The sequence below is a fragment of the Bradyrhizobium genosp. SA-4 str. CB756 genome (genome assembly GCF_000473125.1).
Lineage (GTDB): Bacteria > Pseudomonadota > Alphaproteobacteria > Rhizobiales > Xanthobacteraceae > Bradyrhizobium > Bradyrhizobium arachidis.
Map to the genome: position 1 here is coordinate 1976837 of NZ_KI421499.1, position 19019 is coordinate 1995855.

Annotated in this window: 19 protein-coding genes and 1 pseudogene; 9 read left to right on the forward strand and 11 right to left on the reverse strand. The window is 59.3% G+C overall.

Features of this window, described 5'->3' with window-relative positions; translation table 11 throughout:
- Positions 1–478: 478 nt before the first annotated feature.
- The gene (locus BRAGE_RS0109815; protein WP_027563614.1) at positions 479–3427 is read left to right on the forward strand and encodes a formate dehydrogenase subunit alpha; all 2949 of its coding nucleotides are present in this window, start codon (positions 479–481) and stop codon (positions 3425–3427) included.
- Positions 3428–3710: 283 nt separating this feature from the next.
- Here the strand turns inward: BRAGE_RS0109815 and BRAGE_RS54385 are convergent, their stop codons facing one another.
- The 4 genes and pseudogenes from BRAGE_RS54385 to BRAGE_RS0109830 all read right to left on the reverse strand — a co-directional run bounded on the left by BRAGE_RS54385 (position 3711) and on the right by BRAGE_RS0109830 (position 6214).
- Positions 3711–4262, reverse strand: coding sequence for a hypothetical protein (locus BRAGE_RS54385; protein WP_141263328.1), 552 nt, complete (start codon positions 4260–4262; stop codon positions 3711–3713).
- A complete protein-coding gene (locus tag BRAGE_RS0109820) occupies positions 4259–4639 on the reverse strand; it encodes a PRC-barrel domain-containing protein (RefSeq protein ID WP_035731079.1) in 381 nt (126 codons plus the stop codon). Before BRAGE_RS0109820 ends, BRAGE_RS54385 begins: the two co-directional genes overlap by 4 nt.
- Before the next feature lie 6 nt (positions 4640–4645).
- Positions 4646–5023 (reverse strand): annotated as a pseudogene (locus tag BRAGE_RS52610) (PRC-barrel domain-containing protein); the annotation flags it as partial.
- Positions 5024–5167: 144 nt separating this feature from the next.
- Positions 5168–6214: a glycosyltransferase family 4 protein gene (locus tag BRAGE_RS0109830; RefSeq protein WP_027563616.1), complete on the reverse strand. Its 1047-nt coding sequence runs from the start codon at positions 6212–6214 to the stop codon at positions 5168–5170.
- 79 nt (positions 6215–6293) lie between these two features.
- Between BRAGE_RS0109830 and BRAGE_RS0109835 the strand changes: the two genes are divergently transcribed.
- The 3 genes from BRAGE_RS0109835 to BRAGE_RS54390 all read left to right on the forward strand — a co-directional run bounded on the left by BRAGE_RS0109835 (position 6294) and on the right by BRAGE_RS54390 (position 8034).
- A complete protein-coding gene (locus BRAGE_RS0109835; protein ID WP_027563617.1) occupies positions 6294–6623 on the forward strand; it encodes a hypothetical protein in 330 nt (109 codons plus the stop codon).
- Positions 6624–7172: 549 nt separating this feature from the next.
- Positions 7173–7673, forward strand: a complete 501-nt coding sequence (locus tag BRAGE_RS0109840) for a hypothetical protein (RefSeq protein WP_027563618.1) — start codon at positions 7173–7175, stop codon at positions 7671–7673.
- A gap of 145 nt (positions 7674–7818) precedes the next feature.
- On the forward strand, positions 7819–8034 hold the full coding sequence (locus BRAGE_RS54390; RefSeq protein ID WP_108914664.1) for a hypothetical protein: 216 nt from the start codon (positions 7819–7821) through the stop codon (positions 8032–8034).
- 129 nt (positions 8035–8163) lie between these two features.
- Here BRAGE_RS54390 and BRAGE_RS0109850 read toward each other — a convergent pair whose 3' ends face one another.
- A complete protein-coding gene (locus BRAGE_RS0109850; protein WP_051378434.1) occupies positions 8164–8508 on the reverse strand; it encodes a hypothetical protein in 345 nt (114 codons plus the stop codon).
- A 148-nt stretch (positions 8509–8656) separates the two neighbouring features.
- The gene (locus tag BRAGE_RS0109855) at positions 8657–9016 is read right to left on the reverse strand and encodes a hypothetical protein (protein WP_027563620.1); all 360 of its coding nucleotides are present in this window, start codon (positions 9014–9016) and stop codon (positions 8657–8659) included.
- Between the two features lie 382 nt (positions 9017–9398).
- On the opposite strand from BRAGE_RS0109855, the gene BRAGE_RS0109860 reads away from it, so the two are divergent.
- From BRAGE_RS0109860 to trxC, 3 genes are read left to right on the forward strand one after another with little or no spacing between them, the layout of a single operon-like run.
- Complete coding sequence (locus tag BRAGE_RS0109860) at positions 9399–9812, forward strand: hypothetical protein (protein ID WP_141263326.1); 414 nt, start codon at positions 9399–9401, stop codon at positions 9810–9812.
- Between the two features lie 19 nt (positions 9813–9831).
- Positions 9832–10683 carry an aldo/keto reductase gene (locus tag BRAGE_RS0109865; RefSeq protein ID WP_027563622.1) on the forward strand — a complete coding sequence of 284 codons (852 nt, stop codon included), beginning with the start codon at positions 9832–9834 and terminating at the stop codon, positions 10681–10683.
- Between the two features lie 23 nt (positions 10684–10706).
- Positions 10707–11174 carry a thioredoxin TrxC gene (trxC, locus tag BRAGE_RS0109870; RefSeq protein WP_027563623.1) on the forward strand — a complete coding sequence of 156 codons (468 nt, stop codon included), beginning with the start codon at positions 10707–10709 and terminating at the stop codon, positions 11172–11174.
- A 34-nt stretch (positions 11175–11208) separates the two neighbouring features.
- Here the strand turns inward: trxC and BRAGE_RS0109875 are convergent, their stop codons facing one another.
- Together BRAGE_RS0109875 and BRAGE_RS0109880 are read right to left on the reverse strand one after the other, a co-directional pair.
- Complete coding sequence (locus BRAGE_RS0109875) at positions 11209–12633, reverse strand: NAD-dependent succinate-semialdehyde dehydrogenase (protein ID WP_231164067.1); 1425 nt, start codon at positions 12631–12633, stop codon at positions 11209–11211.
- Between the two features lie 63 nt (positions 12634–12696).
- Positions 12697–13932 (reverse strand): alkene reductase, encoded by a 1236-nt coding sequence (locus tag BRAGE_RS0109880; RefSeq protein WP_027563625.1) that lies wholly within the window; start codon positions 13930–13932, stop codon positions 12697–12699.
- A gap of 840 nt (positions 13933–14772) precedes the next feature.
- On the opposite strand from BRAGE_RS0109880, the gene BRAGE_RS48200 reads away from it, so the two are divergent.
- The gene (locus BRAGE_RS48200; RefSeq protein WP_051377766.1) at positions 14773–15534 is read left to right on the forward strand and encodes a helix-turn-helix domain-containing protein; all 762 of its coding nucleotides are present in this window, start codon (positions 14773–14775) and stop codon (positions 15532–15534) included.
- A 386-nt stretch (positions 15535–15920) separates the two neighbouring features.
- Positions 15921–16502 (forward strand): NYN domain-containing protein, encoded by a 582-nt coding sequence (locus BRAGE_RS48205; RefSeq protein WP_035731086.1) that lies wholly within the window; start codon positions 15921–15923, stop codon positions 16500–16502.
- A 662-nt stretch (positions 16503–17164) separates the two neighbouring features.
- Here the strand turns inward: BRAGE_RS48205 and BRAGE_RS0109895 are convergent.
- The 3 genes from BRAGE_RS0109895 to BRAGE_RS48210 are packed head-to-tail and all read right to left on the reverse strand — an operon-like array spanning position 17165 to position 18980.
- Positions 17165–17452: a chaperone modulator CbpM gene (locus tag BRAGE_RS0109895; protein WP_027563626.1), complete on the reverse strand. Its 288-nt coding sequence runs from the start codon at positions 17450–17452 to the stop codon at positions 17165–17167.
- A 1-nt stretch (position 17453) separates the two neighbouring features.
- Entirely contained in the window at positions 17454–18365 is a 912-nt protein-coding gene (locus tag BRAGE_RS0109900) for a DnaJ C-terminal domain-containing protein (protein ID WP_027563627.1), read from the reverse strand.
- Positions 18366–18413: 48 nt separating this feature from the next.
- A complete protein-coding gene (locus tag BRAGE_RS48210) occupies positions 18414–18980 on the reverse strand; it encodes a nucleotide exchange factor GrpE (protein ID WP_051377768.1) in 567 nt (188 codons plus the stop codon).
- Positions 18981–19019 lie beyond the last annotated feature (39 nt).

Genomic DNA, 19019 nt, shown 5'->3' on the forward strand with positions numbered 1-19019 from the left:
TGAATGGCCCCTTCACCGGTCCGGCCTTGCGGTTTGCTAACGCCGTATGCGGGGTCAGGGCAGGTGGCCCTCGGTACCTCACTTTTCGCAATCACAGCGGAGAGAGCTGTTATGCGCGTGCATTAGACGGAGGGAGGAAAAAATCTGTTTAGAAATTGATGTTTGTCATGATGCCCATGGGTCATGCTGTGCGCATGATGGCGATAGTGGCAATTGAGTTTGATCAATAACGTCCGTTGGACCGCTTGGGAAGGTTCGTGTATGAAGGGACGTGTCCAGGCAGCCGTGTATCGGCGTGATCTGCTTCGCCTCGCGATTGTAAGCACTGCCGCCGCGACCGCTGGAACGTTGACCATCGAGCCAATCGCGGCTGAGCCCACTGGTAGTGGTAAGCGCAAGTCCCGTTACCAGGCGAACTCAGCCGAGGTTCAAAACTTCTATCGCGTCAACAGCTATCCCGCCCGATAAGGAGGCGTGCATGCTGTTCAGGAAGTCGGAACGTCGCAGTCGTGGGCAAGCAGCTGTCGCACCGTCTCAACCACGCAGGGACATCGATCGCCGTACCTTCTTGAATCGCTCGGGCGTCACCGTCGGTGCGCTGGCGGTGCTTGGCGACTTGCCGCTCGGTTGCGTTCGCCGGGCGGAAGCCGGCCCGCCGCCTCCCGCGAGTGCCACAGTTAACACCCGTAAGAACATTTGCACACATTGTTCGGTCGGCTGTTCGGTTATCGCAACAGTCACGAACGGCGTTTGGACCGGGCAGGAACCAGACTATGACAGCCCGATCAATCGTGGATCGCATTGCTGCAAGGGCGCTGCGGTTCGAGATGACGTCTTGAGTGAGCGTCGCTTGCGCTACCCCGTGAAGCTTGTCGATGGCCAATGGACGCGTCTGTCATGGGAGCAGGCCATCGACGAGATCGGGGACGAGCTCATTGAGATTCGCGAGAAGTCCGGACCGGAGTCGGTGTACTGGCTTGGATCCGCCAAGTTCACCAATGAAGCTGCCTACCTCAACCGCAAGCTTGCGGCCTTCTGGGGCACTAACAATTCCGACCACCAGGCGCGTATCTGCCATTCCACGACGGTCACCGGGGTAGCCAATACCTGGGGTTATGGTGCGATGACCAATAGCTACAACGATATTCGAAATGCCAAGACCATCATGGTCATGGGCGGCAACCCCGCCGAGGCGCACCCGGTTTCGCTTCAGCACATTCTTGAAGGCAAGGAGCTGAACCGGGCCAACATGATCGTCATCGATCCACGAATGACGCGGACGGCCGCGCACGCGACCGAGTATGTTCGCGTTCGCCCCGGAACCCACATCGCGACGATCTACGGCATGCTTTGGCACATTTTCCAAAACGGCTGGGAGGATAAGGAATTTATCCGCCAGCGGTCGTATGGCATCGACGAGATCCGCAGGCAAGTCGCGAAGTGGACGCCCCGGGAAGTCGAGCGTGTTACAGGTCTGCCTGAAGCACAGGTCAAGCACGTCGCGGAAATGTTCGCCAAAGAGAAACCCGCAACATTGATCTGGGCTATGGGGCAGACGCAATTCTCGACCGGTACAGCGAACGTCCGTGCCAGCTGCATACTGCTGCTGGCGACAGGCAACGTCGGAGGTCCCGGAAGCGGCGCCAATATTTTCCGTGGCCACACCAATGTGCAGGGCGCTACCGATCTCGGCCTCGATGTGACGACGTTGCCACTCTATTACGGCCTGACCCAGGATGCCTGGCAGCATTGGTGCAGGGTATGGGAGATCGATTACGACTGGATCGCTTCGCGCTTCGCGAGCAAAACGCTGATGGAAACTCCGGGAATTCCGAGCACGCGCTGGTTCGACGCGACTTTATTGCCGAAGGATCAGGTCACACAGCCCGACAATGTGCAGGCGATGTTCGTCATGGGACATGGTGTCAACACGATCACGCGGATGCCGGAAGCCAAGCGAGGGATAGAAAAGCTCGAACTGCTGGTGGTGTGTGATCCCTATCCGACCGCATGGTCGGTGCTTTCGGAACGCAAGAATGGCATCTATCTTTTACCGGCCTGCACCAGCTTCGAGATGGATGGTTCGAGGACCGCCTCGAACCGCTCGCTGCAGTGGGGCGAGAAGATTGTGGACCCGGCGTTCGAATCCAAAAATGACTATGAGACGATGTATCTGCTCGCCCGCAAGCTGGGTTTCGCCGACCGGATGTTCAAGAACATCAAGGTAGAGAACGGCGCGATATCGGCGGAGGATATTCTGCGCGAGATCAATCGCGGCGGCTGGTCGACGGGCTATTGCGGACAATCGCCGGAGCGGCTCAAGGCGCACATGAGGAACCAGGCCAAATTCGATCTGGTCAGCCTGCGGGCGCCGAAGGATGTTCCGGAAGTGGGTGGAGACTATTACGGCCTGCCGTGGCCGTGCTGGGGGACGCCTGAGTACAGACATCCGGGCACGCCGATTCTCTACAATACCAATCTTTCGGTAAGCGAAGGCGGCGGCACGTTCCGCGCGCGGTTCGGCGTCGAACGCATCGTCAAGCGCAAGGTGATGGAGAACGGGCAGGAAGTCGAAAAGGAGCAACACGACAATTTACTTGCTGAAGGCTCGTATTCGGTCGGTTCCGAAATCAAGGACGGTTACCCCGAGTTTACGCTGGCCGTGCTGAAGAAACTGGGCTGGGACAAGGACCTGACTCCGCAGGAAATGGAGGTCATTCAACGCGTCAATCGTGCCAATCCCGATGCGGTGTCATGGGCGCTGGATCTCTCCGGCGGGATTCAACGTGTCGCGATCGAGCACGGCTGCTCGCCATACGGCAACGGCAAGGCGCGCATGATCGCCTGGAATTTGCCTGATCCGATTCCGGTCCATCGCGAACCGATCTACACCCCCCGCCCGGATCTCGTGGCTGATTATCCGACGCTGCCGGATGCCAGGCAATTCCGCGTGCCCAATATCGGCTTCAGCGTTCAGAAGGCTGCCGTTGACAAAGGCATTGCCACGCAGTTTCCCCTGATCCTGAATTCGGGCCGGCTTGTCGAATATGAAGGCGGCGGCGAAGAGACGCGATCCATTAAATGGCTAGCAGAGCTGCAGCAGCACATGTTCGTCGAAATCAATCCGACGGATGCAGGCGCCCGCGGAATCAAGGATGGCGGATGGGTTTGGGTGACCGGGCCGGAGAGTAATTCAAGGGCTCGCATGAAGGCCTTCGTGACGGAAAGAGTAGGCGAGGGAGTGGCCTGGATGCCTTTCCACTTTGCCGGTTGGTACGAAGGCGCCGATCTGCGACCCAAGTATCCGAAAGGTGCCGATCCGATCGTACTCGGCGAGAGCGTGAACACGCTCACGACTTACGGATACGATCCATCGACCGGCATGCAGGAGCCAAAGGCCACCCTTTGTCAGATCAGGGCGGCGTAAGAGTATAAAGCCCTGGCGCGCATGAAATTCCTTTGTAGATGCCGGCCGCAACATCGGCTGCAATGCCTGCGTAACCGTGCGCAAAACGAGAATGACCTCTCCTGGAGAATGACGGCAAGCCCAGTAAGTGCGGTTTCGATGGCCTGCATTCATTCCACGGGCCCACCCTGCGGGGGGGCGTGTGTATGCATCTATCCGACAGACGATTGCCCTCGTGCTGCTTCGAAAGATTTGTGCATCAACTGCGGCTACTGCTTCTATGCCTGCCACTCGCGGCGCCGCACTATCCGATGGTCAATTTCGGGTCGCGGCAAGACGTCGCGAGGTCGCGTCGGCAAAAGGACGGCCGATAGCTCGCGGAAACAACGCCGGCGTTGCCGGCGTCCGCGCGCAAGCGCAGTCGTCTGTGCTGGATCGCAAGGCCACCAATCTTGACCGGAGTGCGGGCAGGACATTTGACGTTGCGCCGGAAACCCGCCGCGCTTCCTGGAAGGTTGGCTGTTGGCAGCGATACGTAGGCATCCGGCCAACAGCGATCGCTCTGCTGATACACATGGTGGTGCGCCAGACGGGCGTTCGCATGGCAGGCCTTGCCGCGGATCAAGGTTTGGTGGCCGACCTCCGCTACTAAGTGCACGACCTCGCTCGCTAATCTATGATGTGCAATTTCCAACGCGAGATCGTAGCGCCCGAGCCGCTCAGCGCCGTCAGTTCGAGCGCGCGCCCGGAGGGCGGGATGGCCAACCGAAGCCACTGCATCCGCCGCGCTGGAATCGCCGATTTCAGTGGCGCCGAGGCGTGATGCCTTCGATGAGAGGCCCGCGACAGGGTTCACGGAAAATCGGAAGCAGCAATCCAATAGTATCTGACCTGCCAATAGTCGTAGACGTTCTGATTGCGGGCCCGAGTTGTTCGCTCCCAGTTTTCCCCTTGCTCGACCTTCGGCGCGTTCCGAAGCTCCTCTTCGGTGATGTCCACCTGGAAGCCATCCGGCTTTTCATTGCAGGTCAACATCGACCAGGGAATAGGGTAGTGGTCCTCTCCTATGCCGAGGAAGCCGCCGAAACTCAGGATCGCGTAGGCGATCTGGCCGGTGAGCTTGTCGATCATCAGGCGCTCGACCTTCCCGATACGCTTGCCGTGTACGTCATAGACCGGCATTCCTTCCACGCTGTCGCTAGTGATGAGGGACGAAGTTTGGCCCTCTTGCACCGGTGCGGGTTGCTCCCAATAACCATAGACCCGCTCGTCGCGGCCTGGGTTCGCTTGCTCCCAGCTTTCCACTGGTTCGGCCTTCGGGGCTTTCTTGAGTTGCTGCTCGGTGATGTCCACGCGATATCCAGCGAGCTTCTCATCGTAGTTCAGCATCGGCCAAGGAATCGGATAGTGGCTCCCACCGATACCGAGGAATCCCCCAAAACTCAGGACCGCGTAGGCGATGCGGCCGCCGGCCTTGTCGATCACTAGCCGCTCGACCTTCCCGATGCGCTTGCCCTGTGGATCATAGACCTCGGTGCCTTCGACGCGGTCGCTTGCGATCAGGGAAGACGCAGTTCCGCTCTCCGTCGCGGGTGCGCGCTGCATTGTAGTCACCATTGAGTGTCTCCTTGATTGGCACATTCAAAAACCAGAGTATCGGCCCCACGGAGGCTTGAACTCTATTGCATGCAGCTACGCTGCCATTGCGTCCGCTGCATTGACGGCCGTCAACGCATGTGCACGGTCTAACGCGCGGTAGGCTCAGATGACTTTCGCGACCCTCCGGACGCGCATCAAGGACTCGTACTTGTCGAGGTATTCCTGTGCCATACGATTTGCGGTGAAGCGTTCCTCGAAACGTACACGTACCCTGCGGCGGTCAATCTGGCCGAGACGGCTAACCGCATGAACTGCTTCCTCCTCACCCTCAACCACGAAGCCCGTAACGTTTTCTTCCACTATTTCTGGCACCGAGCCGGATCGATAGGCAATTACAGGCGTCGCGCATGCCATTGCTTCGATCATGACAAGGCCGAACGGTTCTGGCCATTCGATTGGAAACAATAGAGCTGCGGCACCTGCAAGAAATGATGCCTTTGACTTATCGTCCACTTCGCCGATAAGTTGGATATGCTTGCCATCAATTTGTGGCTCCAGAGTCTGCTTGTAATAGCCTCTCTCAGCTCGAGGGATTTTTGCTGCGATCCGAAGCGGCGTTCCCGTCGCATGCGCAATGCGAATTGCGCTTTCAGGCCCCTTTTCCGCGGTAAGTCGCCCCAGAAAGGCCAGATAGGAGCCTGGCTGGTACGAAGGACTAAATAGGTCGATCGGGAGGCCGTGATGGACCGTGCCGCACCAGTTCGCAGCTGCAAGCGGCAGACGCTGATTGTTTGAGATTGACACGAAAGGGGCCGCTGGAAACTCCCGAGCCACGTCAGAGAGGCCAGGTAGATCGAGGCGTCCATGCATTGTGGTGAGGAAAGGTACAGCGAGGCGGCTCAACAGCGGCAAATGTACCCAATCAATATGGGCGTGTATCACATCAAAATCCTTGGCGCGCTTCGACATCGCCTCAAGCAGAGCGGCGCACGCCACCATGGGATCTGCGGCTGGGCGGCCGAGCCGAAGAGCACGAGGCCAGACAGGATGGAGTTTGCCGTGCGTTCTCGAATCACCACTCGCAAACAAGGTCACGTCGTGCCCAAGCGCTACGAGCTCATCGACCAGCCATGCGACGACCCTTTCTGTCCCACCGTAGAGCTTCGGAGGAACGCTTTCAGCCAAGGGGGCAATCTGTGCGATTCGCATGAATCCGTATCCAACGTCGACTGTTGGGGAGCCGCCAAACGGCGCAACTCATTGCCTTGACAGGAGATGGCCAATATCCATGGTCCAGCTCAAGCTTCCCAGCCGCGAGCGGTCCATCCGTGACGCCGCGGCCCCGCCGCCCGCTGTCGTATTGAGATGGACGGTTTCTAGCGGGCACGGCGTGATCCTCGCCGCGCCGACCGCCTGCCAGCGCAGGAACCTGTCGCGAGTTCTAACAGCGCCGGACTTTGCGAACGACCAAAGTGCCGTCGGGCCGTTGGCGGCGCTCGACTACTATCCGGCAGTCGTCCCAGGCGTAGCTACGCCACGCCGGCTCGCGCACGATCACGTCGCGTTCGACCACGCGAGGTGGAGGACGAATGACTTCTTCTTCCCAGACCTGAGCTGAGCTGGGCCATGCGGAAAAAGTCGCCATGATACCCGCAAGGCATATCACGAAAGTTCTCATGCTGTCTCTCCTTGCAATTTGACCGGTTGGCAGTGGTGCCCAACGCTTGGCGATGTTGGATGTTGCCGTCGGAAAATAAAGCACATGAGGCGCAGGCCGGAATTGATGGCTGTCAAGGGCGCGCTCGAGCAGCAGAGCTAGAACGCAGCCCGCGCCAATTCGGCCTATCCGCCGCTGGTCATCAACACCCGCATGATTTTCGGCAGCCGCCTTCGCGATAATCAGGCGGTGGACGGGCCAATCCGGTGTCGTGCGTGCCCGCCATTCGAAAACAGGCGCGTTGCACTGGGCCTGGGACATGGGGCGCGAAGACGACGCGGTGCCGCCTCTTCCGGAATATGGTGTATCTGCCGCTCAGCAATGCCACCCCTGACGGGCGAGCGCCCCTTCGGCGCTCGCCCGCCCGATACGCACAGCGCGCATCGGCCATCCTGCCTTCGATGGCGTCTCCGACCGGGGCGGCGGCCGATCGATCCCGAGCGCAAGATCATGGTGTTCAACACCATGACGATGCCGTTCAAGATTCGCTTGATCCCGCGCGGCAGCGCCGAGGACGAAAAGGTTGCCGGCGGCAGCCAGGTCGGCGAAGCTCCTCCGCCGAAGAGGCGCCTGAATTACTATCCCCAATCCGGCACGCCCTATATCGCTGCGCTCGGCCCGTGGCTTGGCATTTTCCGGACGCCCTGCGCTGCACCACCTTGGGGCCAGCTCTCGGCCGTCGATTTGAAGACGCGCAGGCTGCTGTGGAAGGTGACCCTCGGGACCTCGCGGGATACCGGCCCCTTTGGACTGCGCCTGCCGCTGCCGCTGGCGACTGGCGCGCCAAACATCGGCGGCGCGATGGTGACGCGCAGCGGATTGATCTTCGACGCCGCCCCCGCTTCTCAATCAGAACCGACATACGGACTGATTTTCCAAGGACCTTCGTTGGCATCAACGTCTGATGTTTTTCTCCCGCATCGGCCGCCAAAGAGACCGTTGCCGGCTTGAGGCGGCGGCAACCTGACCGCACCATGACGAACGTCACCGCCGCAGTTACGTAATTTCCCTAGATCGCGGGTTGTCCGCCGTGACTTGTAAGCTCCTTGGGAGATCAGAAACATAGCCCTCAAGATGAGTAAGTACGGAGCTAAATATGGCAGATGTGCTTGATCCGCGACATTGGCAAGAACGAGCCGCGAAAACGAGAGACAAGGCTGAGCAGTTCGGTATGCGAATCTCGCGCGATCGCCTGCTGAAGATCGCCGAGGAGTATGACCGGATTGCCGAGCGAGCGGCGGAGCGGCAGCAGGCCTCCTACGCAACCGGTACTGCGCCTCAAGTCGGCCTGCTCGAATCGGTTCGCCAGTGAACACGGTCCAATTTACAGCGCTACGGAACGGTTACGGTTGTGGAATGGGCTCTAGCACTTCCGCGCGGGTGGTGTTCCGCGGGCATGGTCGTATTGGCCTTAGGGTCAATGATGCACGAGCCTTCCGGATCAAGTCATGCTGCCGGGCATGAAGCAGCGGACCGTGGTTCCCATGTAGTCCCGCATCGGCCAAACCATGGTTCTTCCCACCCTGTTCGGCTCGGTGATGACGGCCTCATCCGGAACGTCAATCCATTGGTCATCGAGCCGCACGCGGTAGTGGCCGTCGCGGGTTTCCCAATCGACATCGCTGACCGCCGCGCCGTCGGCGTCGGAGCAGCAGGGTCCCTTGCCCGATCTGAGCTGGTCGAACCAGGCTTTCAGTGCCGAATTGGCATGGCGGCCGTCGTCGCGGGCGTGCGTGGATAGTATCGGCGATGCCAGCGCCAGGATACAAGCAGCCGAAATGGCAATGGGTCGTTTCAAGCGCTTTTGGAACACATCACTCTCGAGTCGAGATGTTGGAGCTGCGGGCACGGTCTGGATGGTAACGTCGTGAGTCAACGCTGTCGTTGACAACAAGCAATTTGAGACCCGGTCTCCGTCGCCACGCTGCTCTGTCTCACGATGATTGCGATTTGAACCTGCATTGCGTGCGCGCGCAATTGCGAAAGCTCTTCATCTGCGGGGTCTTGTCCTCCCAAAAGACCGCTTCGAACCTCAGGATCGCGCGGTAGATCGCGAGGATGGTGTCGAGCTCCTCAATAACTACCCTGTCGATTTGACCGCTTTTCAGGCGCTCTCGAGATGCGCCGCGGATCAACCAGTTTGATATCTCATTGACGCGCGAGATGTTTTGCAGCTCCTGGAAATGGAGCTCGTCGACGTCGGGCAACATTTCCGCCGCGGCACTGGCCAGAGCAATCCCACACTCAAAATCACCACGCTGCCAATGCTCGATGGCGGCGTGGATCTGCCGCATCGGTGCGTAGTGGGAACAGGTCTCGATGTGATGAGGGCTGCCGATTGCGTATTCCTCACGTTAGATGCGTGCCCTCACGAAACAGTCAGTGAAGACCATCAACTACCTGCCATGCGGAATCGGCATACTGACGTCTGTCAATAATCAGCACTTGGTTACGGCACTTTTCGTATCTCACAGATCCATGAGAGGCGCATCTTATCGGGCGGACGCTGTGCGACCAGGCGCACACTGAACGCCGACAGCGCGGCGAGGATAACACGGACTGGTTAGCGGTTGGCAGGTATCGGCCAGCAATGGCGGTTTCCATTCCTGAATTGATAGCGGTCAACGCTTGCTCGCGATGAAGGGGCTAGTGTGGCTCATTCGTTCGGGATTGGCCATGCGGAAGATAGTGCTAGGCATCGTCACGTTTCTCGCGATCGCTGTCGCACCCCCAGCGTCCGGCCAAGGTAACGTGCGCTACGAGCTGCTCCCTGAGCCGGATGTCAAGTCCAACACCTCTTACCGGACGGCTACGGCCTATGTGGTCGACAAAAAAGAAAATCAATTTTTTGTCTGTTCGGCGCGCTACAACTATCGTGACCTGACGGCGAACAATGGTTCGTGCGTCAGGCTCGACCCGACGATCGGCCGGCCATCGCTCAACGAGACATATGTGGCGCATGCAGTGACGGGCTCCACGATGGTCAACCCTTTCCTGCCGGTGATCTGGTTTATCGACCCAGGCAGCGGGGATGTTCAATTTTGCGCCATCCGTCACGCCGGGCTATGCGTGAAAATTAGTCTGCCGTGAAGAACAAAGGACTCGCATCATGACCGTCACCGAGGCCACCCGCACTACCGTACTTCCTTCAGGTGAACAGATTCCAATGCTCGGCCAAGGCACCTGGCACATGGCCGAGAATCCGCTGAACCGGACCAACGAGATCAAAGCGCTACGTCTCGGCATCGATCTCGGCATGAACCTGATCGACACGGCCGAAATGTACGCCGACGGTGGCGCCGAAAGGCTTGTCGGCGAGGCCATCAAGGGACGGCGCGACGAGATCTTTCTGGTGAGCAAGGTGCTGCCTCAGAACGCCACCCGACACGGCACGATAGCGGCTTGCAACCGAAGTCTTGCCCGGCTTGGGGTGCATGAGATTGATCTCTATCTGCTGCACTGGCGAGGACTCACTCCGCTGGAAGAAACCGTCGATGCTTTCGAGGGTTTGGTGAGCGCAGGCAAGATCCGGAACTGGGGCGTCAGTAATTTCGATATCGGTGACATGCAGGAACTCGTCGACTTGCCCGCTGGTGCCAACGTCGCGACCGATCAGGTGCTCTACAATCTCGAGCGTCGCGGAATCGAGTTCGACCTCTTGCCATGGTGCCAGCGCAGCGGCGTTCCCGTTATGGCCTATTCGCCGATCGAGCAGGGCCACGTGTTGCGTCATGTCACACTCAAGACGATCGCGGCTCGTCTCGGCGCGACCCCGGCACAAGTGGCGCTGGCCTGGGTGCTGCGCCAGGACGGCGTATGTGCGATACCGCAGTCGGGCAAGCCGGAGCATGTTCGCGAGAACCGTGGCGCGCTCGATGTTCGCCTGACGCCACAGGATCTCGCCGATCTCGATGAGACCTTTCCGCCGCCCGACCGCAAACAACCTTTGGCGACGCATTGAGGCCAATTCGGGAGCCATCCGACATGAGTGCACAAGCCCGCCACATCGTTTGTCCGCATTGCACGAGCATCAATCGAATTCCGGCCGGGAAGGATGCGCGCCGGGCGAAATGCGGCCATTGCCACCAATTCCTGTTTACGGGGCATCCGACGCCGGTTTCCGCGCGCGGCTTTGCCACCCACATCCAGCTCAACGATATTCCCGTCGTGGTCGATTTTTGGGCGGAGTGGTGCGGGCCCTGCAAGGTGATGGCACCGGTTTTTGAGCGCCTCGCCGGCGAGTTCGAACCCGAACTTCGTTTTCTGAAGGTTGACACAGAGGCCGAAGCCGAGCTGTCGGCCCGTTACAACATTCGAAGCATTCCAACGCTGATGCTATTCCATAAAGGGAATATCGTCGCGCAACGCGCTGGTGCTGTGGGTGCCGAGGCTTTGCGCCAATGGTTGCGCCAGCATGCGCCATCGGCCGCGCCTGCAGCCTCAGCCTCGTGAGCCGCAGAGCAAGGCGCCTTAAGAGCAAGGCGCCTTACGCCACCATCACGGTCTTGATGTTGACGAACTCCCTGATGCCATAGCAGGACAATTCACGCCCATAGCCGCTTTCCTTGATACCTCCAAAAGGCACTCTCGGATCGGAACGAACGTTGTCGTTGACGAAGACCATTCCCGATTCGATCTCGAACTCTGCGATCCTTTCCCCGCGCGCAAGATCGCGGGTGATCACGGCGCCGCCAAGTCCGAATGGGCTGTCGTTCGCGACCGCAATCGCCTCGGCCTCGTTCCGGGTCGGGATGATTGCCGCAACCGGACCGAACAATTCCTCTTCATAGGCCGGCATGCCTTTCCTCACGTCGGTGAGAACCGTCGGCGGGTAGTAGGCTCCCGGATGATTGGGCACGGTGCCGCCGAGCAGCAGGCGCGCACCCTTTCCGAGGCTTGCGACGACCTGCCGGTGCAACCTGTCGCGCAAATCGTGCCGCGCCAGCGGACCTATCTCTGTCCCATGCTCGAACGGGTCTCCCATTTTGGTCTGACTCATCAGCTCGACAAAGCGTTTTTCGAAAGCCGCTCTGGCTTTTTCGACCACGATGAATCGCTTGGCAGCGATGCAGCTCTGGCCCGAATTCAGCAGACGGCCTCTGGCGCATATGGCTGCGGCGGAGTCGATATCGGCATCTTCCAGGACCAGATAGGGGTCGCTGCCGCCGAGCTCGAGAACCGTCTTCTTGAGCATGGCGCCAGCCTTGCTCGCGACGGCGCGCCCGGCGGCGGCGCTGCCCGTCAGGGTCACAGCGCGTACGAGCGGGTGCTCGATCACGGCCTCGACTTGCTTGCTTGTGATCATCAATGTGCGGAGCAGATTTTCGGGAAAGCCGGCGTCGCGAAAGATCTGTTCGATCGCAAGCGCACAACCCGGCACGTTCGAGGCATGTTTGAGCAGTGCGGCATTGCCCGCCATCAGGCTCGGTGCCGCAAAGCGAAAGACTTGCCAGAACGGGAAATTCCAGGGCATCACCGCGAGCACCACCCCGATAGGGTTGAACGCAACGTAGGTCCTGCGTGCCTCCGTCCATACCGGCTGACGAGTCAGGAAATTCTCCGCATTGTCGGCAAAGAACTCGCAGGCCAGGGCACATTTCTCCGCTTCCGCGATGCCGTCCTGGAGGGGCTTTCCCATCTCCTCCGCCATTAGTTGCGCATATTCGCGCGCCTTCTTGTTCAGGATCTCGGCTGCGTTGCGCATCAGCGAAGCGCGGTGTTCGAAACCGGTTCGGCGCCAGGCAAGGTAATCCCGGTGAGCCTTGCAGACGACGTCGTGTGCCTCCTCGGTCGGCCATTCGTCATACGTTGCAAACGGCTCACCGGTGGTGGGGTTGATGGATTGAAATGTCATGGCGCATGGTCCTCGTATTGCGCTCGGCCGGGCGGCACTCGCTGCGCCGATCACCATGAGTATGCGAGGTTCGATAGACCATGACGGCCATCAATGCGCTATTGCAAATTGCCAGCTCGATTATCGCCAGCTCTGGTCCACGCACGCCTTTGGCTGTTCGCCGCGGTCCTGGGCCAGCGATGGATAGTCGGTATATCCCTTCTCACCTCCGCCGTAGTAAGTGCTGGGATCATCGGCGTTGAGCGCCGCGCCCAGACGCAGACGCTCTGGCAGGTCGGGGTTTGCGAGGAATTTCCGGCCGTAGGCGATCAGATCGGCCCATCCCTCCCGAAGCCACTGCGCTCCGCTCTCGGCATCGAAGCCTCCAGCCACCATCAGGGTTCCACTGAACCTGTTCCGGACCAGCTTCGCCATATCGAGAGCGTCTGGATCGGGGTCCTTCCCATTCTGCATCTGCTCCAGCGCGGGGTTGACCATATGCAGATACGCCAACTTATATTCGCTCAGTCGTTCGGCCACATAGCCATAGGTTGCTTGCGGGTTGTCGTCATGTATGTCGTTCAATTTTCCCATCGGGGATATGCGCACGCCGATGCGATCCGGTCCCCAGACCCGCGTCAGGGCCTCGACGATTTCAAACAGCAGGCGGCTGCGGTTCTCCACCGCGCCGCCGTAGGCGTCGGCGCGCCGATTGGTGCCGCTCTCGATAAACTGGTCGAGCAAATATCCGTTCGCCGCGTGAATCTCCACGCCATCGAAATCGGCCGCCACTGCATTCCTTGCGGCACGCAAAAATTGCGCCACCACGTAGGGCATCTCCTCAATTTCAAGTGCGCGAGGTCGTATAAAGGGAACGAGCGTGCCTTCGCCACGCTCGTTTTCGATGAAGGCCTTTCCAGCAGGGATGATGGCCGAGGGAGCGACGGGCAGCATATTGTCGGGCTGTAGCGCCGGATGTGAAATGCGGCCGACGTGCCAGAGCTGGCAAAACATCAGGCCAGCCGCCTGATGCACCGCGTCGGTAATACGTTGCCACGCCTCGACCTGCTCGCGGCTATGAATGCCGGGTGTCCAGGCATAGCCTTGACCCTGCATCGACACCTGCGTCGCTTCGCTGACGATCAGCGCGGCCGAGGCGCGCTGCGCATAGTAGCAGGCCGCCAGCGCGCCCGGCACATTGCCGGGCTGGCGGGCGCGCGAGCGCGTCAGCGGGGCCATGACCACGCGATGGGGCAGATTGAATGGACCAAGGCGGTACGGCCGGAACAGCGGTGCGGCATCCGTCTCCCGGCTCGCTTCTTGCGTTGGTGTCGCTGTCGCTGTCGCTGTCGCTGTCGCTGTCGCGTCGTCATCCATCGCCTGCTCCTGCAAAGGGAAGAACCTCATTACAATCCTAGCCACCTGGAGAACCGCCCTCACTGACGATCGTCAACCAAACGGGCCGGAGCAACGGCCGCCCGTCACAGCGAGCACGGCTTTTTGTGGCGAGTGCAAAGTGTCCGACCTGCTCAAAATCGCGATGAGGTACGGTTTGGCATCTTATCGGCAACAAATGCGGCCTTCACGATCGTGGTTCTCGATGAGTAAAACCTCGGCCAGCGCCGATATCAGTTCGGCCGAATGTCCGGCGGAACGGCACAAGGCCGTGTGGGGCCTAGGGTCGAATTGTTGCTGAGACGACAACCTTGACCGTAGCTTGTGCTGGACGGCTGTGAGGAATTCATTGTCTTGCGATGTCGATCGTAGGAAGAAGACTCGCCGATCCGCCATTGGAACTCCGTCCTTGGGCGAATTCATTGAACGACCGATCGATCTCCTGATGCAACCCGACCAATCCGAAGTCCGGTTGCGTCTCACAAATGGGACAAGTGATCGTTGTCTCTTTGGCACTCTCGCTGTTGGTCGGTCTGGCGGCCGTCATCTCTCCGCGGATATTACGCTTTGGTTGATCTGCGCCCTCAAGGTGGCCATGAGTATTCCTCCGTCTACGCTTGATTTCCCAATTTCGCTCTTCCAGCGCGCGCGCGGCGCCAGCGTGTCGTGACTGCGGTGAATTATTGCGGTCCGTAAAGACTTCCTTGGCGGCCGATTACGTATTCTTACGCTACGGAGATGTGCAAAAGTGTTGGATCATCACAAGGTTGGTGTGGTTGGAATGGCAGCATAAGGAACAACGAGAACAGGGAAGGTGCAGCCATGAAGGCGAAAACGCGCGCACTGGACTACTATCGGCGAATGTTAGCCGCGCAGAACCATGCGATGAAACGGCTCGATGAGCATGCCAAGATTATGCTGTTTGCCAGGAGCCAGGAGGTTCCAGTCAATTCGGAGCCGGCCGCCCATTGGTACTACGTAATTTCGGGGGCGGTCCGGCGATCCGCCATCCGTTCAGACGGGCGGCGGCAGATTCTCGACTTGATGTTGCCGGGAGATTTCTTCGTCGTCGTCGATAGCAACGAAGATCTGACGGTTGACGCAATCGTCGAGGAAACAGCGCTGGCGAGTTACTCTGGTCAAGGGGTCGAGCAATTGGCGCAGCGCGATGTGGAGTTCGCCCGCGAGCTCCGCAATGTCGCATTTCAGACCCTGTCGCGGACTCAGGATCAACTGCTGATCATCGGCGGCGTAAGGGCGGTCGAAAAGGTCGGTTCATTCCTGCTTGCGTTGGCGAGCCGTTCGTCGAATGATAAGGGTCAGGTCGTATTGCCCCTCACGCGTTACGACATCGCCGAGTATCTCTCAGTTTCGGTCGAAACCGTTTGTCGTTGCTTCACTAGCCTGCAGCAGCGTGGCGCGATCAGGCTGGCGGGAAAACGCACCGTCAGGATTATCGATCGAAATGCCTTAAGGAGAAGAACGACCACGATTCCATGCGGCTCGGCGGGGAGCAATTCCGTCCCAACTTATCGCCCTGAGCTAGCCCTGACCACGAACTGCGTGAGGACAGCCGCGCCATGATGTCGAGGCGAAGCGCGTCCGCAGTTTGACCGCATCGCCGGTTTCAGATCTTCACTCACTTGAATCTCCAGCGCTGAATTCATCGGCACGAAGGCATACGTCCGTTCGGCCGGTTAGGAAAGTCAAGCAATCTGGCTAATGGCTGCAGTCCATCGTTCGCCGGGCAACAAGTCGATGGTTGCGCGTCGGCCGATATCTTCACCTACCGAAGAGACGGCCGAGCAGCCTTGCGGCGGCAGGTAGGTGATACAGCGTCTTCGCTGACGAGCAGATGCCCAGTTAGGGCGGAAAAAGCCGATCAATTGCTCCCGTATAGCCGAGACATGCGCATCACGGCGTGTATCGGCTTCTAGCACCCGGAGGCGAACACAGGCGGTTGGTCTACTATGACATGCGGGGGCGGAGGAGCACCTACCCGAGTAGAGAAGATCGCGCTCTTTATCGATGGCGAAGATCTTCATCTCAGCGCGAAAGCTCTTGGCTTTGAGCTCGACTATCGAAAACTGCTCGAGAAGTTCCGGAGCCGAGGGACTATCTTGCGCGCCATCTACTACATAGCGATAGCTCAGAATCAGGAGCAGAAGTCCAGCATTCGGCCGCTTGTCAATTGGCTAGCTTACAACGGCTTCAGTATCGTATCGAAGTCGGTCAAGGAGTATGTGGACGCTGGTGGACGACGGAAAGTCAGGGGCAACATGCGCATCGAACTTGCAATCGATGCAATGGCGTTGGCGGAGCAACTAGACGAGATCGTGCTATTCTCCGGAAGCGGAGATTTTCAGCCTGTCGTTAAGGCGGTGCAGCGACGAGGGGTGCGCGTCACAGTCGTTTCGACGATTGCTACCAGCCCAGCATTGGCCGCTGACGTATTGCGTAGACAAGCAGACTGCTTTGTCGATCTCGCTAATCTGCGTAGCGATTGTGCCCGGCATCTCTCTGATCGCCGAACTCCAGACCACAATCCATAGCGTTAGACTAGTCGCAACTGCGCTACCACAAATACGTGGGAGCATCGGCTCAAGGAAAACGATCGCATGCCTCTGCCTTGGAATACTACATGAGCAATCGATACGGATACGCTGGGACCAAATCCGTTCCGGGCTTTGTCTCAGGATAAGAGACCGGTGCGAAGGTCACGCGAAAGCACGGCAATGCCCAAAGGAAAGGGCTGCCGACATTCGGAGCAGATTTGAGCGCAGCCGCCCTGCGCACATGAATCGATGGCACTTGGCGGTGGGAGTGTGTCGTCAACGATCTAGCCGGCAGTGCAGCGACGCTGACGGTCAGCGCTTCGATTGGAGGTCTGAACTCGAAGGAATTTGCTCTTCTGCTTTACCTCAAAAGGGTTGATCACTGTGCGCTGGGTGGGGCAATGGCGATTGCGTCGGAGGTGCGTTCCTTCGCCACAAGCGCAGAAGCGGACCGGTCGGCTTGATTGACATCCCGCGCTGGCACAAGATTTCTGCTTCTGAATCCGAAGCTTGCTATTTCGAATCCGAGGCGGGTGGGGCTGGATCGGCTCCTGGCTTGGGTTCCTTAGTCAGCACGGCAGGTGCGAACCGAGGCCCTTGGGAATTGACATCACTCTTTCCTTTTATGCAGGATTTGCGCCGTTCGTTTTTATGTGGCTTCAGCCCCCATGCTTCGTACGATCCAGCGTCTCCATGGTCTGGATATCCTGGACCAGGCAACGCAGCCCGTGCAGTTGATCCAGCAGGTGCAAGATTATCGAAATGCCTTCGTCGTTGACGCCGAAATCGGCCTTGAGATCCTGGATCAAGCGCACCCGCGCAAGTTCGGCATCAGAAAAGTCCAATCTTCTTTTGCCAGCAATGGGGACCAGCCATTCCGCTTCGATCCACACATTTAGTGTCGGGAGGTCGAGATGTGATCGGTCGATGAATTCCTGCATCTGCATGTCAAACCCCCATCGATTGCCGCGGGCTTTCCGCGGCCGGCTGCCATCGGGCGACGAATTTCTCGAGTTCCGGATCCCGCTTCGGCGGCAGAACCAGCTTGAGTGTAATGTATTGATCGCCCTTGATACCGTCAGGACGCGGAACGCCGCGCCCCTTCAGCCGGAGCAAGCGACCGGTGCTCGACCATTTCGGCACCGTCACCGTAACGGTCCCACCTGGCGTGGGGACGCTGATCTTAGCGCCCAGCACCGCTTCCTTCAGCGAGATCGGTAGATCCAGATAGATGTCGTCGCCTTTGCGGGTGAAGTAGGGGTGCGGCTGAACGCTGATTTCGATCAGGGCATCGCCGGGTTGACCTTCGCCGGCCGCCGGACGGCCTTTGCCTTTCAGACGCAGTATCTGGCCGTCCCGCACGCCCGGGGGAATGTTGACCTCGAGCGTGGATCCATCGGGAAGCACAAGCGATTGCCTGCCGCCATTGATGGCATCGAGGAAGGCGAGGTCGATATGATAGCGGACATCTTGGCCCCGTCTGCGGCCGCCGCGGCCCGCGCGACCGAAAATCTCCGAGAGGATATCCTCGCCACCGGAAAAGTCGCCGAAATCGGCAAAACCGGAGTTGCTAGTGTAGGTCGACCAGCCGTCTTGATCGGAGAAATCCCGATAGTACCGTCGTCTCGGTCGCTCAGTGCCCGAACCGTCGATCTCGCCGCGATCAAAGCGTGCGCGTTTTTCCGGATCGTTCAACAGATCGTAGGCGGCGGAGAGTTCCTTAAATTTTTCCTCGGCGGCCTTGTCGCCGGGATTGAGGTCAGGATGCGATTTCTTCGCGAGACGGCGATAGGCCTTCTGGATATCTGCTTGCGTGGCATCCGTTTTTACTCCCAGTGTCGCATAGGGGTCAGCAGCCAATATCCGCTCCCGTTCCTTTGTACGCGGTTGGTCCGCGCGCAGCCCGCCTCACTGTCGTGTTGCCTGCGGAGATGGCTGTCGGGCTTTGGCTACCGCAACGCGCGCCGGCCGCAGTAGACGATCGTGCAGCGTGTAGCCATTCTCGAGAACCTGAACCACATTTCGGGACGGCTGCCCGTCTGCATCGATCTCCAGCACCGCTTCGTGTTTCTCGGGGTCGAACGGTGCGTCCAGCGCCTTCATCTCCTCCACGCCGAACCGCTTCAGGACCTCCGTCAGGATGCGGTCAGTTGCTGTCACGCCTTCGATCAATGGATCCTGCTGGCCAGTGTCAGCCCGGTTACTGCCGGCACCGATCGCCCGCCGCAGATTGTCGACCACCTGCAGCAGTTCGCGGGCGAAGCTCGCGATAGCGTACCTCCGTGCCTCCTCTGTGCGCCGCTCGCCTTGCCGGCGGGTATTCTCGGTCTCGGCGAGCGCGCGCATCAAACGTTCCCTCAAAAGTTCATTCTCGACCTCGAGATCGCCGCTCCCGGTCTCGACGCTATTCACCTGCGTTTCGCGGCTATTCGCCTGCGCCCTGTCAGGATCCTCGTCCACGGGGTTTGTTGCCATGTCATTCGCCTGTTTTCATGTGCGAGTTCGTGCTTCACC

Excerpts from the sequence above, each read along its gene's own strand:
- BRAGE_RS0109815 (WP_027563614.1), top strand. The coding sequence starts at position 479 with ATGCTGTTCAGGAAGTCGGAACGTCGCAGTCGTGGGCAAGCAGCTGTC.
- BRAGE_RS0109830 (WP_027563616.1), bottom strand. The coding sequence starts at position 6,214 with ATGCGAATCGCACAGATTGCCCCCTTGGCTGAAAGCGTTCCTCCGAAG.
- BRAGE_RS0109835 (WP_027563617.1), top strand. The coding sequence starts at position 6,294 with ATGGTCCAGCTCAAGCTTCCCAGCCGCGAGCGGTCCATCCGTGACGCC.
- BRAGE_RS0109840 (WP_027563618.1), top strand. The coding sequence starts at position 7,173 with ATGGTGTTCAACACCATGACGATGCCGTTCAAGATTCGCTTGATCCCG.
- BRAGE_RS54390 (WP_108914664.1), top strand. The coding sequence starts at position 7,819 with ATGGCAGATGTGCTTGATCCGCGACATTGGCAAGAACGAGCCGCGAAA.
- BRAGE_RS0109855 (WP_027563620.1), bottom strand. The coding sequence starts at position 9,016 with ATGCGGCAGATCCACGCCGCCATCGAGCATTGGCAGCGTGGTGATTTT.
- BRAGE_RS0109860 (WP_141263326.1), top strand. The coding sequence starts at position 9,399 with ATGCGGAAGATAGTGCTAGGCATCGTCACGTTTCTCGCGATCGCTGTC.
- BRAGE_RS0109865 (WP_027563622.1), top strand. The coding sequence starts at position 9,832 with ATGACCGTCACCGAGGCCACCCGCACTACCGTACTTCCTTCAGGTGAA.
- trxC (WP_027563623.1), top strand. The coding sequence starts at position 10,707 with ATGAGTGCACAAGCCCGCCACATCGTTTGTCCGCATTGCACGAGCATC.
- BRAGE_RS0109875 (WP_231164067.1), bottom strand. The coding sequence starts at position 12,633 with ATGGTGATCGGCGCAGCGAGTGCCGCCCGGCCGAGCGCAATACGAGGA.
- BRAGE_RS0109880 (WP_027563625.1), bottom strand. The coding sequence starts at position 13,932 with ATGGATGACGACGCGACAGCGACAGCGACAGCGACAGCGACAGCGACA.
- BRAGE_RS48200 (WP_051377766.1), top strand. The coding sequence starts at position 14,773 with ATGAAGGCGAAAACGCGCGCACTGGACTACTATCGGCGAATGTTAGCC.
- BRAGE_RS48205 (WP_035731086.1), top strand. The coding sequence starts at position 15,921 with ATGACATGCGGGGGCGGAGGAGCACCTACCCGAGTAGAGAAGATCGCG.
- BRAGE_RS0109895 (WP_027563626.1), bottom strand. The coding sequence starts at position 17,452 with ATGCAGATGCAGGAATTCATCGACCGATCACATCTCGACCTCCCGACA.
- BRAGE_RS48210 (WP_051377768.1), bottom strand. The coding sequence starts at position 18,980 with ATGGCAACAAACCCCGTGGACGAGGATCCTGACAGGGCGCAGGCGAAT.